The 16,053-nt window shown below is 62.6% G+C and carries 17 protein-coding genes; 6 read left to right on the top strand and 11 right to left on the bottom strand.

The features are described from left to right. Nucleotides 1–251 precede the first annotated feature (251 nt). The 3 genes from S4A8_RS14985 to S4A8_RS14975 form a co-directional block, all read right to left on the bottom strand. A complete protein-coding gene (locus S4A8_RS14985) occupies nt 252–1,988 on the bottom strand; it encodes a SulP family inorganic anion transporter (protein WP_353220743.1) in 1,737 nt (578 codons plus the stop codon). 218 nt (nt 1,989–2,206) lie between these two features. Beyond that, the gene (locus S4A8_RS14980; RefSeq protein WP_353220742.1) at nt 2,207–3,214 is read right to left on the bottom strand and encodes an NADP-dependent oxidoreductase; all 1,008 of its coding nucleotides are present in this window, start codon (nt 3,212–3,214) and stop codon (nt 2,207–2,209) included. Nucleotides 3,215–3,338: 124 nt separating this feature from the next. Next, nucleotides 3,339–4,124 carry a thioesterase family protein gene (locus S4A8_RS14975; RefSeq protein WP_353220741.1) on the bottom strand — a complete coding sequence of 262 codons (786 nt, stop codon included), beginning with the start codon at nt 4,122–4,124 and terminating at the stop codon, nt 3,339–3,341. A gap of 117 nt (nt 4,125–4,241) precedes the next feature. Between S4A8_RS14975 and S4A8_RS14970 the strand changes: the two genes are divergently transcribed. From S4A8_RS14970 to S4A8_RS14960, 3 genes are all read left to right on the top strand, one after another. Next, nucleotides 4,242–5,210: a YihY/virulence factor BrkB family protein gene (locus S4A8_RS14970; protein WP_353220740.1), complete on the top strand. Its 969-nt coding sequence runs from the start codon at nt 4,242–4,244 to the stop codon at nt 5,208–5,210. A gap of 130 nt (nt 5,211–5,340) precedes the next feature. Continuing rightward, nucleotides 5,341–6,528, top strand: a complete 1,188-nt coding sequence (locus tag S4A8_RS14965) for an acyl-CoA dehydrogenase family protein (RefSeq protein WP_353220739.1) — start codon at nt 5,341–5,343, stop codon at nt 6,526–6,528. A gap of 12 nt (nt 6,529–6,540) precedes the next feature. Then, complete coding sequence (locus tag S4A8_RS14960) at nt 6,541–7,638, top strand: acyl-CoA dehydrogenase family protein (RefSeq protein ID WP_353220738.1); 1,098 nt, start codon at nt 6,541–6,543, stop codon at nt 7,636–7,638. Nucleotides 7,639–7,704: 66 nt separating this feature from the next. On the opposite strand, the gene S4A8_RS14955 is transcribed toward S4A8_RS14960, so the two are convergent. The 6 genes from S4A8_RS14955 to S4A8_RS14930 all read right to left on the bottom strand — a co-directional run bounded on the left by S4A8_RS14955 (nt 7,705) and on the right by S4A8_RS14930 (nt 11,866). Beyond that, on the bottom strand, nt 7,705–8,139 hold the full coding sequence (locus tag S4A8_RS14955; RefSeq protein ID WP_353220737.1) for an EF-hand domain-containing protein: 435 nt from the start codon (nt 8,137–8,139) through the stop codon (nt 7,705–7,707). A gap of 79 nt (nt 8,140–8,218) precedes the next feature. Then, complete coding sequence (locus S4A8_RS14950) at nt 8,219–8,881, bottom strand: DUF799 domain-containing protein (protein ID WP_353220736.1); 663 nt, start codon at nt 8,879–8,881, stop codon at nt 8,219–8,221. A 1-nt stretch (nt 8,882) separates the two neighbouring features. Further along, nucleotides 8,883–9,263 carry a DUF4810 domain-containing protein gene (locus S4A8_RS14945; RefSeq protein ID WP_353220735.1) on the bottom strand — a complete coding sequence of 127 codons (381 nt, stop codon included), beginning with the start codon at nt 9,261–9,263 and terminating at the stop codon, nt 8,883–8,885. Then, on the bottom strand, nt 9,260–9,952 hold the full coding sequence (locus S4A8_RS14940; protein ID WP_353179768.1) for a CsgG/HfaB family protein: 693 nt from the start codon (nt 9,950–9,952) through the stop codon (nt 9,260–9,262). The genes S4A8_RS14945 and S4A8_RS14940 overlap by 4 nt, the downstream gene beginning before the upstream one ends. Nucleotides 9,953–10,186: 234 nt before the next feature. Continuing rightward, nucleotides 10,187–11,281: a ribosome small subunit-dependent GTPase A gene (gene rsgA, locus S4A8_RS14935; protein ID WP_353220734.1), complete on the bottom strand. Its 1,095-nt coding sequence runs from the start codon at nt 11,279–11,281 to the stop codon at nt 10,187–10,189. A gap of 30 nt (nt 11,282–11,311) precedes the next feature. After that, nucleotides 11,312–11,866, bottom strand: coding sequence for a DUF2058 family protein (locus S4A8_RS14930; protein WP_353179772.1), 555 nt, complete (start codon nt 11,864–11,866; stop codon nt 11,312–11,314). Between the two features lie 169 nt (nt 11,867–12,035). Between S4A8_RS14930 and S4A8_RS14925 the strand changes: the two genes are divergently transcribed. After that, nucleotides 12,036–12,815: an MBL fold metallo-hydrolase gene (locus S4A8_RS14925; RefSeq protein WP_353220733.1), complete on the top strand. Its 780-nt coding sequence runs from the start codon at nt 12,036–12,038 to the stop codon at nt 12,813–12,815. 518 nt (nt 12,816–13,333) lie between these two features. On the opposite strand, the gene S4A8_RS14920 is transcribed toward S4A8_RS14925, so the two are convergent. Then, on the bottom strand, nt 13,334–14,623 hold the full coding sequence (locus S4A8_RS14920; protein ID WP_502950749.1) for a sensor domain-containing diguanylate cyclase: 1,290 nt from the start codon (nt 14,621–14,623) through the stop codon (nt 13,334–13,336). Between the two features lie 24 nt (nt 14,624–14,647). After that, nucleotides 14,648–14,776, bottom strand: coding sequence for a hypothetical protein (locus tag S4A8_RS14915; RefSeq protein WP_353220732.1), 129 nt, complete (start codon nt 14,774–14,776; stop codon nt 14,648–14,650). 179 nt (nt 14,777–14,955) lie between these two features. On the opposite strand from S4A8_RS14915, the gene S4A8_RS14910 reads away from it, so the two are divergent. Continuing rightward, nucleotides 14,956–15,360 (top strand): hypothetical protein, encoded by a 405-nt coding sequence (locus S4A8_RS14910; protein ID WP_353220731.1) that lies wholly within the window; start codon nt 14,956–14,958, stop codon nt 15,358–15,360. A 250-nt stretch (nt 15,361–15,610) separates the two neighbouring features. Continuing rightward, complete coding sequence (locus tag S4A8_RS14905; protein WP_353220730.1) at nt 15,611–16,042, top strand: 3D domain-containing protein; 432 nt, start codon at nt 15,611–15,613, stop codon at nt 16,040–16,042. Nucleotides 16,043–16,053: the final 11 nt, after the last annotated feature.

Here is a 16,053-nt window from a genome sequence, read left to right as displayed (position 1 = left end):
GAAGAATAAGAAACCGCGTTCGTTCGCTGTGATGTAGCGCACCGGCCGCGCGCTTTTTCATCTGCGGAATCTGCGAAATCTGTGGTTGCTCTTGAAGAACGAAGCCGTCACACAGTCGAGGACCGAAATGCGAATACAGCGTGCTGCGTCTGCGGATTGTCTTTAGCGCAATCCGTCTTTGCCTTATTCGCGTGTTTTCGCGTTCATTCGCGGACAATCTACCGGCTTGAGGACAGCCCGTTACGTTGCCATCAGCGACTGGATGGCGTGTCTTGCACCAGCGTGCGCCAGGCGTCGTAGGTGCTCAAGAAGACGTTACCGTTGAGTCGCTTTAGAAATGCGGTGTGCTGGAGCCGGTCCATGACCGGGCCCTTGACCTCGGCCAGATGCAGTCGTACGCCGTGGCGTTCGAGCTTGTCGCTGATCAGCTCCAGGCTCTCCAGGGCTGAATAATCGATGAAATTGACTGCCGGACACATCAGCACCAGATCGGTCAGACCCGGTTGCTGGCGGCGAATCTCGTCGACCACCTGCTCGAAAAAACGGGCGTTGCCGAAATAAAGACTTTCGTCGATACGCAAAATCGTGACGTGTTCGGCGGTTTGGACACCGTGACGACGAACATTGCGAAAATGTTCAGAATTCGGCATCAGGCCGACGATGGCATAGTGCGGTTTCGACGTACGATAGATATAGATCACCAGCGACAACGCCACACCGATCATCAGCCCGCCACTCACGCCTAGAATCAGCGTGACTGCAAAGGTCGCGAGCTGGGCGAAGCCGTCCTGCCGGCTATAACGCCAGGCGCGGATAAACGAGCCGGTGCCGATCAGGCTCTGCACGGCCACGATGATGATGCACGAGAGCGTGACCAGTGGCAGATAGGCCAGCAGCGGCATCAGAAACAACGCGCTGGCGGCCACGCCGACCGCGGTCAGCGCCCCGGCGGCGCGGGTGCGGGCCCCGGCTTCGTCGTTGACGACCGAGCGCGACAGACTGGCGCTTACCGGAAACGCGCCGGACAGGGCCGACACCATATTGGCCGCGCCCAGCCCGGCCAGTTCGCGATTGGGCGCGACCTGCTCGTTGCGGGGGCCGGCCAGGGTCTGGGCCATGGACACCGACTCGGCAAACGTCACGATGCTGATCAAAAGCGCGGGCAACCACAGATACTGCAGCGATGCGATCGGCGGCAACGGCAGGGCCAGCGCGGGCAGACCAGCTGTCACCTTGCCCACGGTGGCGATGCCGTGACCGTCGAAATCGAATGCGGCACTCGCGGCAGTGCTCGCCAGCACGAGCAGAATCGGGCCGGTACGGCCGAGCAGGCCAGCGGTGGTTTCGCCTATGCCGAGCGCGCTCAACAAGGCGGCCAGATACCAGCGGGTCGCGATGAGCCAGGCCAGACAGGCGCCAGCGAGGAGCACGGTCAGCGGTTCGAACGCCGCGCGATGTTGCCAGAGGGCTTCGACGATTGCCCACAGGGTCTGGCCGCTGGCCGGCACGCCGAGCAGGCGGCCGAACTGACTGGCCGCGATCAACACGCCCGAGGCCGCGATAAACCCGTAAATCACCGGCCGGCTGAGGAAGTTGATCAGAAAGCCCAGGCGCAGCGTGCCCATGGTCATGAGCATGACGCCGGAAAGCAGGGCGAGGGTAATGGCCGCGCTGGTGCTATCGATATCGGTATGGGCCGCCACCTGGGCCGCCGCCGCTGCGGTCATGATCGAAACCACCGCGAACGGGCCCACGGCCAGCGTACGGCTGCGTCCGAAGATGGCATAGGCCACCAAGGGCAGCATGCTGGCATACAGCCCGGTTTCGGGTGGCATGCCGGCGAGCAACGCATAAGCCAGCGCCTGCGGGATGAGCAGGGTGGTGACCACGAGCGCGGCGAGCAGATCCGCGACGAGCGCATCGGGTGGGTAGCCGCCGGGCTTCAGGCCCGCCCATAGCCGATCGAACTGCAACCGGCGCTCTCTCATGCGCGGCTGGCAGGGATCGATCGTTCGCCGCGATGGGCGGGTCTGCGATTCATGGGCTCAAGGTCGCGCGTAGTCGATAGCACGGACTATAGAGCTTGGCGCGCTCGTGTACGAGCCATGGCCCCGAGGCGCTGTTTCCGACAGGCGCAGAACGACTCGCTCGACGCCTGGGCGTTCGCCTCGCGCGCTATGGCGGCGAGGCGAATGCCGGCGCATGGTCAGACCTTGAGCACCAGTTTGCCGAAGTTGCTGCCTTCGAAGAGCTTGAGCAGCGTATCCGGGAAGTTTTCGAAGCCTTCCACGATATCCTCTCGATGCTGGATCTTGCCTTCGGACAGCCAGCCGGCCAGGGCCTTGGCGGCCTCGCCGTAGCGATCGGCATAGTCGAACACCACGAAGCCTTCCATACGGGCGCGGTTGACCAGCAACGACATGTAGTTCTTGGGCGCATACATGCCGTCGGTGGCGTTGTACTGCGAGATCGCACCACAGATCACGATGCGTCCCTTAAGGGCCAGATTGGCCAGGGCGTAGTCCAGGATCTCGCCACCGACGTTGTCGAAGAACACATTAATGCCCTCGGGGCAGTGTTGCTTCATTGCCTTGTAGACGTTTTCGTTCTTGTAGTCGATGGCTGCATCGAAGCCGAGGTCTTCGCTGACATAGCGGCATTTCTCCGCGCCGCCGGCGATGCCGACCACGCGCGCGCCCTTGAGTTTGGCGATCTGGCCGACCAGCGCGCCGACCGCGCCGGAGGCCGCCGACACCACCACGGTTTCGCCTTCGGTGATACCGCCGACATCCAGCAAACCGAAGTAGGCGGTCATGCCCGGCATGCCCAATACACCGAGATAGGCCGGCAGCTCGGCCAGGCGGGTGTCGACCTTGCGCGCATCGCGCCCGGCGACCACAGCATGGGTCTGCACACCGAAGTTGCCGGTCACCTTGTCGCCCTCGGCAAAGTCGGCGTGGTTGGACTTGAGCACGATCCCGGCGGTGCCGGCACGCATCACTTCGCCGATTTCCACGGGCTTGATATAGGACTTGCCGGCGTTCATCCAGCCGCGCATGGCCGGGTCCAGCGAAATATATTCGACAGCGACGAGGATCTCGTCGTTGCCGGGCTCGCCGATGGCCTCGCTGACCAGGTCCCAGTCACTATGCTTGGGCAGGCCCTGCGGACGTTCGGCAAGACGAAATTGACGATTCTGATCGGTCGCACTCATGAAATAACGCGCTCTTGGCTAAACAAGTGTCCTGCACCTTAGAAGCTCGCAGGCCCGTGGGCAAGGGAAATCGAACGTACGTTCGATGGGCTCGGGCGTCGCGCCACGCCGCCGGCGCGACATGCTAGCGTTTGCGAATCAGCAGATTCTGGTGTGCGTGGCCGATCACGCCGCTGGTGTCGTAAAGCGTGGCGCTGCTCAAACCGATGCCGCTGGGCTGGGCGATGGTTTGCGCGTCCACGCCGACCCATTCGCCTGCCGGCATGCGATGTAGATAGACGGTCAGATCGGTGTTGGTAAACAGGTAGCGGTCGAAGGGCAGTACCCAGCTCAGGCCGTTGCCGAAATCGGCGGCCGCCGCCGCGCGCATGGCGCCGGTGGTCGCGATACCGTCGATCGCCGGAACGCGCAGTCGTAGCCAGGCCGCTGCCGGCCCGGCTTCACGGGTACTGCCACGGGCCAGGCGAATTTCCATGCCCTGCTCATGAAAGAAGGCACCGCGTGGCATGCCGGCTATATCGAAACCGCCGTCGCAATCGGCGGGCGCCGGTTCCAGCGTCTTGTCTGGCTGTGGCGGTACGGCCACGGGTTGTTCGCACAGCATGACGGCAATTGCGCGGGCAACCGGCGCGCCGTCGTGTTCCATTTGCAGGGTTATCCGGCGCGCGCTGCGCCCGCGACTGGCCTCGGCTTTTACGCGCAGTGCTGCCAACGGCACCGGGCGGGTGAGTTCGATCGTCAGGCGAGCGAGCGTGAATTCGGCGCCCGCGGTCTGTTCGGCCACATGCGCCAGCAGGGCAGCCGGCGCGCCGCCATGCAGGGCGTTTTCGTCCCAGGGGCCGCGGGCGAGTCGGGTCGGCACAAAATAGTCGCCGTCGCGTTCGAAAATGCTGTGTGTCGTGTCGTTCACTGTCGCAACCCTGGGTCGATATTCAACAACGCCTGCGGCGGTTATGCTGCCACGATTCATACGCGTTACGGTGTTCGCTTTCGTTGGGACAGCGGGCGCCCGATAACGGATTCGCCTATGTCCGATTCACATCGACATCGTTCGCAGACCGGGCCCCGTAATGCCCGTGGGCCGGTGCAGATCGGTTGGCGCGGCTGGTGGGCGATCGTGCGAAGGGTCAGTCGCGAATTCAACCGCCACGATATGACCATTACAGCCGCAGGCGTGTCCTTTCTTGCCCTGTTCGCGGTGTTTTCGGCCTTGGCGGCCTTTGTTGCCCTCTACGGGCTGATCGCCGACCCGCGTGCGATGGTCCAGGACATGCGCGCGCTCCAGGGCTTCGTGCCGGCGGATGTGGTGTTGTCGCTGGTCGACCAGATGCGTTCGGTATCCAGCCGTTCGTTACCCAAGCTCGTGGCTGCGGGTGCATTCAGTCTCGTGGTCGCGGTGTGGTGTGCCCAGCAGGGCGTGGCGGCGCTGCTGCTCGCGCTGAATACGGCCTACCACGAGGATAGCGAGCGTGGTACCTGGTGGCGGCTGCTGAAGTCGTTGCTGGTGGCGATCGCGGTGATCATCGGTCTGACGATTACTGCCGTGCTGGCGATCGGCCTGCCCGTGGCCGCTTCGCGCCTGGACTGGAGTCTGTGGCAGGTCGAAGCGGTGCGCGCCGCGGGCATGGCGGTCGGCGGGTTGATTTTGTTGTTCGGTCTGGCGGCACTCTATCGCTGGGCGCCGGATCGACGCCCGCCACGCTGGCGCTGGGTCGGCGCGGGTGCTGCGGTCGTTGTTACGTTCTGGACCGTGGGTTCGCTGCTGTTTTCCTGGTTCATGGCGTATTCGAACTCGTATACCGCCCTGTACGGTTCGCTGAGTGCCGTGGTGATCCTGCTGACGCTGATTTACGTCACCGTGGTCACGGTGCTGGTGGGCGCCGAGTTCAATGCCCAGATGGAATACGAGGTTGCAGAGGATACGACCGTGAACGCGCCGCGTCCGGCGGGCGAGCGCGGCGCCCATATGGCCGATCACTCGGCCCGGTCACGGTAACGTGGCCTACCGTGTGAACGGTTGACCGACTGGTGTTGTCGCCAGATACTTCGCATTCCTGAAATCTCGTTTCACAAAAGAACCTCCGATCTTGAATAGATCGCAGGTTTCCAAAATAAACAGGTGGCGCATGCGCGATATGGAGGCATTCAGGGCCGAGGTTCGGTCCTGGCTGGAAGAAAACTGTCCGGAGGAAATGCGCCAGCCGCTGGCCTCCGACAAGGACCACGTCTGGGGCGGGCGCCAGTGGGAATTCGCCTCCGACGCCCAGCGGGTCTGGTTCGAGCGCATGGTCGCCAAGGGCTGGACTGCGCCGGCCTGGCCGATCGAATATGGCGGCGGCGGCATGAGCCCGGCCGAGCACGACATCTTCAAAGCCGAGATGAAGCGCATCAACGCGCGCAGCCCGGTCAGCAACTTCGGCTTCTGGATGCTGGGCCCGGCGCTGCTGAAGTTCGGCTCCGAAGAACAAAAACGCGAGCACCTGCCGGCGATCGCCCGTGGCGAAATCCGCTGGTGCCAGGGCTATTCCGAGCCCAATGCCGGCTCGGATCTGGCCAGCCTGAAAACATCGGCGGAAATCGACGGCGACCATTTCGTGGTCAACGGCCGCAAGATCTGGACCTCCTATGCCGACCGCGCCGACAAGATGTTCTGTCTGGTGCGTACCGATCCGAACGCCAAGAAGCAGGCGGGCATTTCCTTCATCCTGCTGGATATGCAGACCCCGGGCGTATCGACCCGGCCGATTCAGCTGATTTCCGGCGAGTCGCCGTTCTGCGAGACCTTTTTCGACGACGTACGCGTACCGCGTGCCAATCTCGTGGGCGAGCTCAACCAGGGCTGGACGATCGCCAAGTATCTGCTTACCCACGAGCGCGACAATATTGGCGGTGAGCCGCCGGGTCTGCTCAAGGGCCGCGATCTGGCCAAGATGGCGCTCGAAGCTGTGGGCGCGGATGCGCAGGGCCGGCTCGACGATCCGATGCTGCGTGCGGATATCGCGCGCCTGGAGATCGACGCCATGGCATTTCGTGCCCTGGTGGAACACACCCGCGCCAAGGCAGAAGCGGGCGAGGGCGTGGGCGCACGCTCGGCGATGCTCAAGTATTACGGCACCGAGCTGAACAAGCGTCGCTACAACCTGATGATGGACGCCATGGGCGGCCAGGGCCTGGAATGGGACAGCCAACGCACCCAAGGCGGGCGTTATGCACGCGAGTGGTTGCGTTCGAAAGGCAACTCCATTGAAGGCGGCACCTCGGAGATCATGCTGGGCATCATCTCCTCGGCCGTGCTCGAACTCCCCAAAGGTTAGCGAGGCATTCCCATGATTCTGAACGAAGAACAACAGATGCTCGCGGATCTGGCCGAGCGTCTTTTTGCCGACAAGGCGAGTGTGGATACGTTGCGCGCCATTCGTGCGGGCAGCCACGGTAGTGATTACGATCGCGAGCTCTGGCAGGCGATGGTGGAGTCCGGGCTGACCGGTATTCTCGTGCCCGAGGACCACGGAGGCATGGATTTCGGCCTGGTCAGCGCGGGGCTGGTCGCACGGGAAGTCGGCCGCCGGCTCGCGCTCACGCCGTTTCTGTCGACGGCCGTGCTGGGCGCGCTGGCGATCAGCCGTGCCGGCAACGAAGCACAGAAAAGCCGCTGGCTTGGCGGGATCGCCTCCGGTGAATGCATCATGGCGCTGGCCGTCGACGAGCATGCCAAGCATCGGCCCGAGCGCGTATCCACCCAGGCCACAGCTTCCGGCGACGGCTATACGATTACCGGCTACAAGACGCTCGTGCTCGATGCGGCGAATGCGGATGTGCTCATCGCCAGCGCCATGCTGGACGATAAGCCGCGCCTGTTCGCCATCGAGGCCGCGGATGCCGGCGTGGATATCGAGCCGGTGGTGTCGCTGGATACCCGCAGCATGGCGGATGTTCACCTGGACGGCGCGAGCGGTCAGTTGCTCGATGGCGACGAGGCGGTACTGGATACCGTGCTCGATGCCGGTCGTGCGATGCTGGCCATGGAACTGGTCGGCCTGGCTCGGGCGGTGTTCGAACGCACCTTGTCGTATCTGCGCGAACGCAAGCAGTTCGGTCAGCCGATCGGTGCGTTTCAGGCGCTCCAGCACCGGGCTGCGCATCTGTCGGTGGAAATCGAGATCAGCGAAGCGATGGCGTTTCAGGCGCTTGCAGCGTTCGATACACAGGCCCCGGATGCCGGCAAGCAGATCCTCGCGGCCAAGGCCCGTGCGGCCGAAACGGCGCGTCTGGGCAGTGCCGAAGGTGTGCAGATGCACGGCGGCATGGGCATGACCGATGAGTTCGATATCGGTTTCTTCATGAAACGCGCCCGTGCTGCCAGCGAACTGCTTGGCGATGCCAATTTCTGTACCGAGCGTTTCGCCCGCGCCAGCGGTTATTGAGCGCGCATAGCGCTAAGGAAAACGAATCCGCCGGCATGAAACCGGCGGATTCGTATCGCCGACTCGCTATTGGCCGGGCTTTTTGGGTTGAATACCCGTGCCCTTGACCCGTTCCATAGTGCCGTCGGGAAAGACCAGAATCGTCTCGCCGCCGGAAGCGGCGGGGCCGATGGTGCCGCCCTTGGCCAGCGCCTGCATGCCGGCCTCGAACTGTTCGCGGGTAATGCCATCGGCCGAACTGTTCTTGTCTGCGTTTTCGATCGTGGCCGAGGTATCGAAGGAATCGTAGAGATTACCGATTTCGTAATCCGCCTGCGCTTCTTCGCGGCTGAGTAACCCGTCGTCATTACGATCGAGCTGGCGGAACTTGTCAGCGATACGGATATCGCCGGTCCCGTCCGCACGGGCGGATTCGACGGACGACGTTGACTGCGCGAAGCTGCTAGCAGCCACACTGGCGAGTATGGCAATCGACAGGGCAGTGGTGATTTTCGAGCGCATACGATTCACACGGGTTCGGGCCTGAACTGAATTTATCGCGTCGCTCGCCGTTGCGCCAGACGCGCGCGCCGACCCGGGTTTACTGGCGACGCGGGTCGGTGACGTGGTCGGGGTTGTAAGGCCCCAGCGGCAGCCCCTCGCTACGATCGCCCACCATATTGAAATTCGCCATCCGTGCGACTTCGCGCGTACGCCCGGCGCTGGTATCCACGATCTGTTCGACCAGGGCGACGATCACCGCACCCAGCAGACCGCCCTGATTGTTGTTCGAGCCTTCGACCGCCCGCGCCGAGCCATCCCAGAGCAGGGTGCCGGTATCGGCATCGATCAGCCGTGCCGATACATCGACGGTCGTATCCGACGAGAGCACGTGATACTTCTGGCCCCAATCTTCGATGGTGGTATAGAGCACGGCATCCGGGCCGATGATCCGGTCGATCTTGTCCAGCGGTACCGACTGCATCTCGGCCGGCTCCGAGATCCCGTTTTCCTTCATGAAGGCATCCACCACGGCCACCGGATAGACGTAATAGCCGGCTTCTGCCAACGGGCGGGTCACGGTCGACAGGTAGACATAGGGCGCCTCCACGTCAACGGAATTGTTGACCGGTGGCAACACCAGAATCGAACGCGGCGGATCGGCACGATAGGCGCTGTAATCGTAGCCGGGTGAGGTCGCACAGCCGGTTGCCAGCAGTGCGCCCGCGAGCGCGGCACAAAAAGCGAGATAGCGTCGAATCATGTCAGCTCCCGGTCTCGATGCGTTCGATGAACGTCGTCATGAATGCGCTGGACTCGGGATAGAGGCGGCGTTCGATCGCGAACTGGTCGACGGCGGCGGCCTCGTTGCCCTGCATGTACTGCATGTAGCCCAGCTGGGCATGGACGCCCGGCGGCACGCGCTTGCCCTCGGCTTCGCTGCGTTGGATATCCGCCTGTAGTTTCTGTACCTGCAGGCCGGGTTCAGCCGCGCCCGGCTGGGTATACATCGTATAGATCAACTGTTCGTATTCGCCCCAGCGATAGAGCGGCTCGGGCTGGGTCACGCAGCCGGACAGTACCAGCGTGGCCAGCACGGCGGCCGCTGCGCTGGTGTAACCACGGTATGTTCGTGCGCCGCTCATGAGCCACGCACCGGCGACCAGGCGCCATTTTCCATGGCCTGGGTGAGCTTGTTCACGGCCTCGGTGATGGCGAGATTGAGCACCTTGCCGTTGAGCGTGGCGTCGTAGCCGGCCGTGCCGCCAAAGCCGGCGACCTGACGATTGCTGAGTTCGTATTCACCCGCGCCCTGAACCGAATAGATGATTTCCGATGTCGAGACATCGACCACGTTGAGTGCGACCTTGGCATAGGCGAGTTGTGTCTTGCCGGCGCCGAGAATGCCGAACAGCTGCATGTCGCCGGTGGTACGCCGGCCGAACTCGGTGACATCGCCGGCGATTGCGACCTGGGCGCCCTTGAGTGTTTGCTGCTGGCCGCGAATGCGGGCTTCTTCGGCGATCTGCCTCATGTTGTCGCGATCGACCACGGCAAAGCGGTTGGTCTGTTGCAGATGCGTCTTGAGAATGGTCTTGGCCTGGCTGCCGAGACGATCGGTGCCATCGCTGAACAGGCCCTGACGGTAGGTCGAGCGATTTTGAAAATTGCCGACCACGAGCACATAGCGCGGCCCGTTATAGGCCGTGCCGTAGCTGGCGACCGTTTCCGGCTGCACGCTCCGATGCGATTCCGTGGCACAGCCGGCCAGTAGCAACAAACCGATGACGAGCGCGACCAATACGCGCGCCGACGCTGTATGACGATTCAACATCTCGATGATCCCCTAGTACGACAACGAGGCGGTTTTCTGGTGCTCGTGTCGTGTGCCCCGAATACTGGTTGCACTATAAACGGTCGGCCGGCCTGTAAGGCAAGCGCGTTTTCCTCGCCGAAGCCGCTAAGCACAAAGCCATTGGCGGACAAGGCTGGCCAAAGACCCTGCCGAAACGCCTACTGTGTAAACGGCGTACCAGGCGCCGGATAACGCGCGTTACCGTAGCGTGGCTCAGCGTGGGCGCTTGCGCCGCTTGGCCGTGCGCGATGGTTTCCTGGGGCCGCTGTTTCGTGTATTCCGGCTGGCGAGTTGCGCCGCGGCCTGGCCGATTTCGCTACCCAGCTTGCGATAGTTTTCGAAGCGGGCAGCATCGAGTTCGCCTGTGTCGATCGCGGCCCGGATCGCGCAACCCGGTTCGCCGATATGCCGGCAATCGCGAAACCTGCATTCCAGGGCGAGCGCCTCGATATCGGCAAAGCCGTCTTCGCGCAGGTCTTCCTCGCCGGTGGGCTTGAGTTCCCGCATGCCGGGGGTGTCGATCAGGCAGGCATCGCCGGCAAGCGCGATCAGGCACCGGTGGGTGGTGGTATGGCGTCCACGCGCATCGCTCGTGCGTACCGCGCCGGTTTTCATGACCTGTTCGCCGGTTAGGGTGTTGGTGAGCGTGGACTTGCCGACCCCGGAACTGCCGACCAGCACCGCGGTAATGCCCGGCGCGAGCCAGCGCTTGAGCACGTCCACGCTCGCAGGATCGCGTGCGTTGAGCGTACACACCGCAACGCCCAGGGCGGCGAGGGCGTTGGTCGCGCGCGCGATGACGCCCGGGTCGTGATCGTCGGCGATATCGGCCTTGGTGAGTACCACCACCGGCTGTGCGCCGCCGCCCACCAGTAACAAATAGCGTTCGATACGGCGGATATTGAAGTCGCCATCCAGACTGGAGACGATGAATACGATATCGATATTCGCGGCGATGATCTGTTGGCCGTAGTGCTTGCCGGCGCTGCTGCGTTTGATCGCGCTACGCCGTGGCAGCAGGGCGAGCGCCCGGGCCAGACTTTCCTCGCCGCCGGTTACCAGCAGCCAGTCGCCCACGGCGGGGCGTTGTTCGGCGTGTAGGCGCGGGCGCTGCCAGTCCGGCAGCGATTCCACCGGGTAGCTGCGCTCGATATCTTCGGCCACGAGGTAGCCGCTGCGATGCTGTTCGACCACGCGGGCCGGGCGGGCCAGCGAATATTCGCTCTGCAGCGCGGCCCACGGCCCGTCGGCTGCTCGCGTCGTTGCATAGGGCCAGCCGATCTGGCGCAGCGCGGCGATATCAGGCATCGCCGCCGTCGCCCATGCCGTAACGCACGGCTACCACATCAGATCGTCGGGCACCTGGTAGTCGGCATAGGGATCATCCGGGTCCGGCGTGTCGTCGGCCGGCGTCGCCAGCCAGATCCGATTGGGGATGAGCGGCTCAAGGCGTTTGGCGACCTCGGCGCTCACCAGCGACGTCTTGCCCTGATAACGCACGATGGCCATACGTCCCGCCGCCAGGGCCTTGCGCTGGCTGTCGCTGACCATCAGCCGCTTGATCTTGCCGTTGACGTTGTAGTTGTAGGCCACGGCTTGCTCGTTGTCGCCTTCGGCGGCCACGCGATTGCGCTCGATGATCTGCACCGCTTTCTGCTGGCGTTCCTGGGCTTCGCGCTGGGCCTTGCGCTGTTCGTTCAGGCGCCGGTCGTAGTCGCGTTTGCCGGCCTCTTTGGCGGCGACTTCGCGTGCCACCTGATCCTGTTCCTGTGCTTTTTTCGGATCGCGGCGCGCGGCCTGGGCCTGGCGGGTCTTGTCACGGCGAGCCTTCTTGGCCTGCTTGGGTTTGGCAAGACCGGCTTGCAGCAATTGTTCCTGCAGGGATTTCGACATCGGGTGTCTCGATACGAGCGTTCGTGGCTTGGGCCATTCTAGCGAAGGCGGGCACCCACGCGCAGCCATCGGTCATGGCGCCGTGATTGCCGCTGGCATGAAAAGTTGCTGAGACGGCTCGGTTTGGCGCTACGCTGGGGGCCTGCGCATCTGCAGGGAGAAATCGCTGATGAAATTTTTCACATCCATGCTTTCGATCGGATTACTGGTTTTCGCGGCCAATAGCGCAACGGCCGCGCCGCAGGGCGAGACGGCGACGCAAACCGCCCAGGGCCCCGTTACGCTCTATCCGATTCAACACGCGAGCTTCGTGCTGGAATGGAACGGGCAGACGATCTATGTCGATCCGACCCAGGGCGCGGGCGCCTATGCGGGGCTGGGCACGGCGGATATCGTGTTGCTCACCCATGCGCACGGCGACCACCTGGATCGGGCCACGCTCGGCGGGCTGGATCTGCGCCGCGCGCTGGTGGTCATGCCGCAGTCGGTGGCCGATGAAATCGGCGACGACTACGGCTATGCACAGACGATCATGGACAACGGCGAGACGGTGCACACGGATGCCGGCGTGGGTATTCATGCCATGCCCATGTACAACCTGCCGCCCAGCGAGGACGCCTATCATCCGAAGGGATGGGGCAACGGCTATGTGCTCACACTGGCCGACAAACGCATCTATATTTCCGGCGATACCGAGGGCATCGACGAAATGCGTGCGCTCGAGGATATCGATGTCGCCTTCGTGTGCATGAACCTGCCCTATACGATGGGCGTCGAACAGGCGGCTGATGCCGTGGCCGATTTTGCGCCGGCGGTGGTCTATCCCTATCACTATCGCGGTCAGGACACCGCCGTATTTCGCGACCGACTGGCCGAAGCCGATGTCGCCACCGACGTCAGGCTACGCGACTGGTATGCGCGATTAATCCAATCCGGCGACAAACAGTGACTTGGGCAGTGCTTTTTAACGCCATCGAACAGTAAAAGTGGGCTTGGTTGTGGATGAAACGCAGTTGGCTGCGCGCAAGCCAGTCGGTTGTCCGCCAATGAACGCGAAGACACGCGAATAAGACAAGAAACAGAGCGCGCGAAGGCGGTCGCTGTGCTGTTCGCGCCACCTGTTCGCATCATCAGCGGCTGTCTTGTATTCGCGTTTATTGGCGTGCATTCGCGGACCGTTTTCCTTGTTTTACGAAGAAAAACCGTCGATGTCGCAATATGGGTGACCGACGACGTCGCGCCGGGGCGCCGACCCAGCAACTCGCACCGATTAAGCGTGCGATCAAGTCAGCAGGTTGTCCGCAAATGAACGCGAATACGGTGAAAGACAGATGCCTTAAAGGCCAGATGGTTTGCTGTTTACGCTGCCTGCTCGACTGTTCACATAGTCAAGCACCGCCTTGTATTCGCGTTTATTCGCGTGCATCCGCGGACCGTTTTTTTTTTGTTTTTATGTCGGGTTGATAATCAGGCCTTGGCAACCTGATCACGGCCGTCGCGCTTGGCGCTGTACATGGCCAGATCGGCCCGTGCAACCAGCGACCGCAGCTCCTCGGTGGGCTGGTATTCGGCCGCACCCACGCTAATGGTGCAGTCGATGATCTGTTCGCTGGCGCGCATGGGATGAAGGGCGACGGCCGCACGGATGGCATCGGCCACGCGTATGGCATTGGCAAGACTGCAATCGCCCAGCAGAATCAGGAATTCGTCGCCGCCCCAACGACACAGGGTGTCGTTGTCGCGCAGATGCGAGCGGAAGATATCGGTCAGCGTGTAGAGCACGAGATCGCCCGCGGCATGCCCGTACTGGTCGTTGATCTGCTTGAAATGATCGATATCGATCGCCAGCAGCGACAACGGCGCATTGTTGCGTATTGCATGATTACGCACCTGATTGAAGATGGCCTCGAACAGGCGCCGGGTCGTGCAGCCGGTGAGCGTGTCGGTGCCGGCCATCTGCTCCAGCCCCTGCTGGTAGTTGCGTACCGCATACCAGCCCAGCGCGACCACGAGTGCGGCAATGGCCAGGGCGACGGCAATGTTGATGAGCAGTGCACCCAGCACCCGGGCCTCGGTCGACGACTGGGCCTGCTGCACGATCAGATACCAGTTGAACTCCGGAATCAGGCGACTGTTGACATAAACACGCCGGCCGTCGTCGTTTTCATAGCTCACCGATGCGCTCGGGTTGGCCAGGATCGTGGTGGCGATATGCTGCATGCCGGGTCGGTCACGCAGGGTGTCCGGGCCTACGAAATGGGGCCCGCGCAGGGTGACGCGCCCCTGGCGGTCGGTCAGGTAGATTTCGCGGTCGTAGCGGGTCTGGTAATTGGCAATGAGCCGGGCCACGGAGTCGACCGATAGCCCGATACCGGTCACGCCGATCAGGCGGTCCCGATAGTCGGTCACGCGATAATTGACGAAAATGGTCAGGCGACTCAGATCCGCCGTATCGGTGTCGACATTGATTTCGTAGGGCGCATTGAGCTTGCGTGCACGAAAATACCAGGCGTCCTGCGGGTCGTCGCGGGATACCTGTTTGAGCACACCGTCGGCGTGGTAGTAGTTGCGTGTCTTTTCGGAGACATAGAACGCCGTGGTGGTGTCGTATTTCTGCTGGATTTCCTTGAGATAGCGGACGATCTTCTCGGGCTCGTCCTCGCCGTCGATAGTCCAGTCGCGCAGCAATGTATCGTGCGCCATCAGCGATGAAATGAGCACCGAACGCAACAGATCCTGCTCGATTTCCGAGTAGATGTTGTCGCTGGTCAGCGGCAGTGTCTAATCGGCAATATGGCCGCTGACCGAATCCTCGGCCAGGAAATAGCTGATCACACTGGTGGCAATAAAACCGAGCACAAGTACGCCCGCCAGCGCGATCGCCGAATAGAGTTTCTTTCGACCCAACATTGATTCGTTCCGAAGTCGGTCGGATGGCCGCAGGTAGCCGCTGGCGGCGACTGCCGTATCGCCCCGTAGGTTCCCCCTGGGCAAGCTTAATCGCTTGGGCCGGCCTTGGGTAGCATCGCCGGCTGGTAGACATTCAGCCGTGGCGTTCTAATCTCATGAATAACCGATGGATTGGTCAGATGAAGCAAATGAAAGGTCCGGGCGCCGCGTTCGTATCGAAGCCGGGCATTCTCCTGGCGGTGATCTGCGTAGTACTTGTGCTTGCCGGCTGTTCCGGCGCGCCCGACGCAGACGATGTGGCGCCCTTGCTCGAGAACCAGCTAAGGCAACAACTCGATAGTGCCGAATCGACGATGCGCGCGCTCGGCGGCGAATCGGGCGTGGATCTCATGCGCGCCATGGGCGCGCCCGATCCCGCGGACATTCATGTCGAAAATGTCGAAATTCTCGAGTCTCGCGCGCTCGAGCACGACGACTACGAGTTGGATATGCGCTACGACATCGTCACGGCCGACGCGCGTCGGGTTCAAACAACCACGGTGCGCGTCAACGAGGGCGATAACGGTTGGCGTTTGCTGCCCTGAGCGCCGATCAGGAAAGCTCGGCGTTGCGGTTCGCGAGGGCGCGAGCCGCCACGAACCAGCCTTCACGCGGGTGGTCCCGACACGCCGTTGGCGACCGGCAAAAATACCGTGCAGACCGAGAGATAGCGCCGTTCTGATCGCAAGCAATCGCAGGTAACATCTCAACAGATTCGGCTATCTTGATGAGAACATGGTATTAATTTTGCTTTGACATGTTCTTCGAATATAAGTGACCGGCAAGGAGGCGACCGTGCCAGACGACCAACGGCCATACCCGCGCCGCTTCGCGCTCGTGGGGATCGCGCTCGCGATCGGGGTACTCGGCTGCTCGAGCAGCCAGGCCGATAGCGACGCCGGCTGGCAGACGCTCGAAGTGACGGCGACTTCGTTCACCCTTGCCGAGGAAGAAACCAAGCAGGGCAATATCGGCCTCACCGCCTTCGGCGATCAGCTCGAGCCGGGCGACAAGGCGATCGCCGTATCCCGCGACCTCATCCGGCTGGGGCTCACGCACGGTACCAAGGTGCGCGTCGAGGGCCTGCCGGGCACCTATACCGTGCAGGACAAGATGCACCGCCGCTGGCGCAACAAGATCGACATCCTGTTCAAGAAACGCAAGCGCGCGCTCGAATGGGGGCGCAAGAACATCGAGATCCAGTATCAGGTCGCCGATGCGGGCTGACGCGAGGCCGC

The organism is Salinisphaera sp. S4-8 (assembly GCF_040361235.1).
Lineage (GTDB): Bacteria > Pseudomonadota > Gammaproteobacteria > Nevskiales > Salinisphaeraceae > Salinisphaera.
Note: the sequence above shows the minus strand (reverse complement) of the source record. Positions and strands in the feature narration are given on the sequence as shown.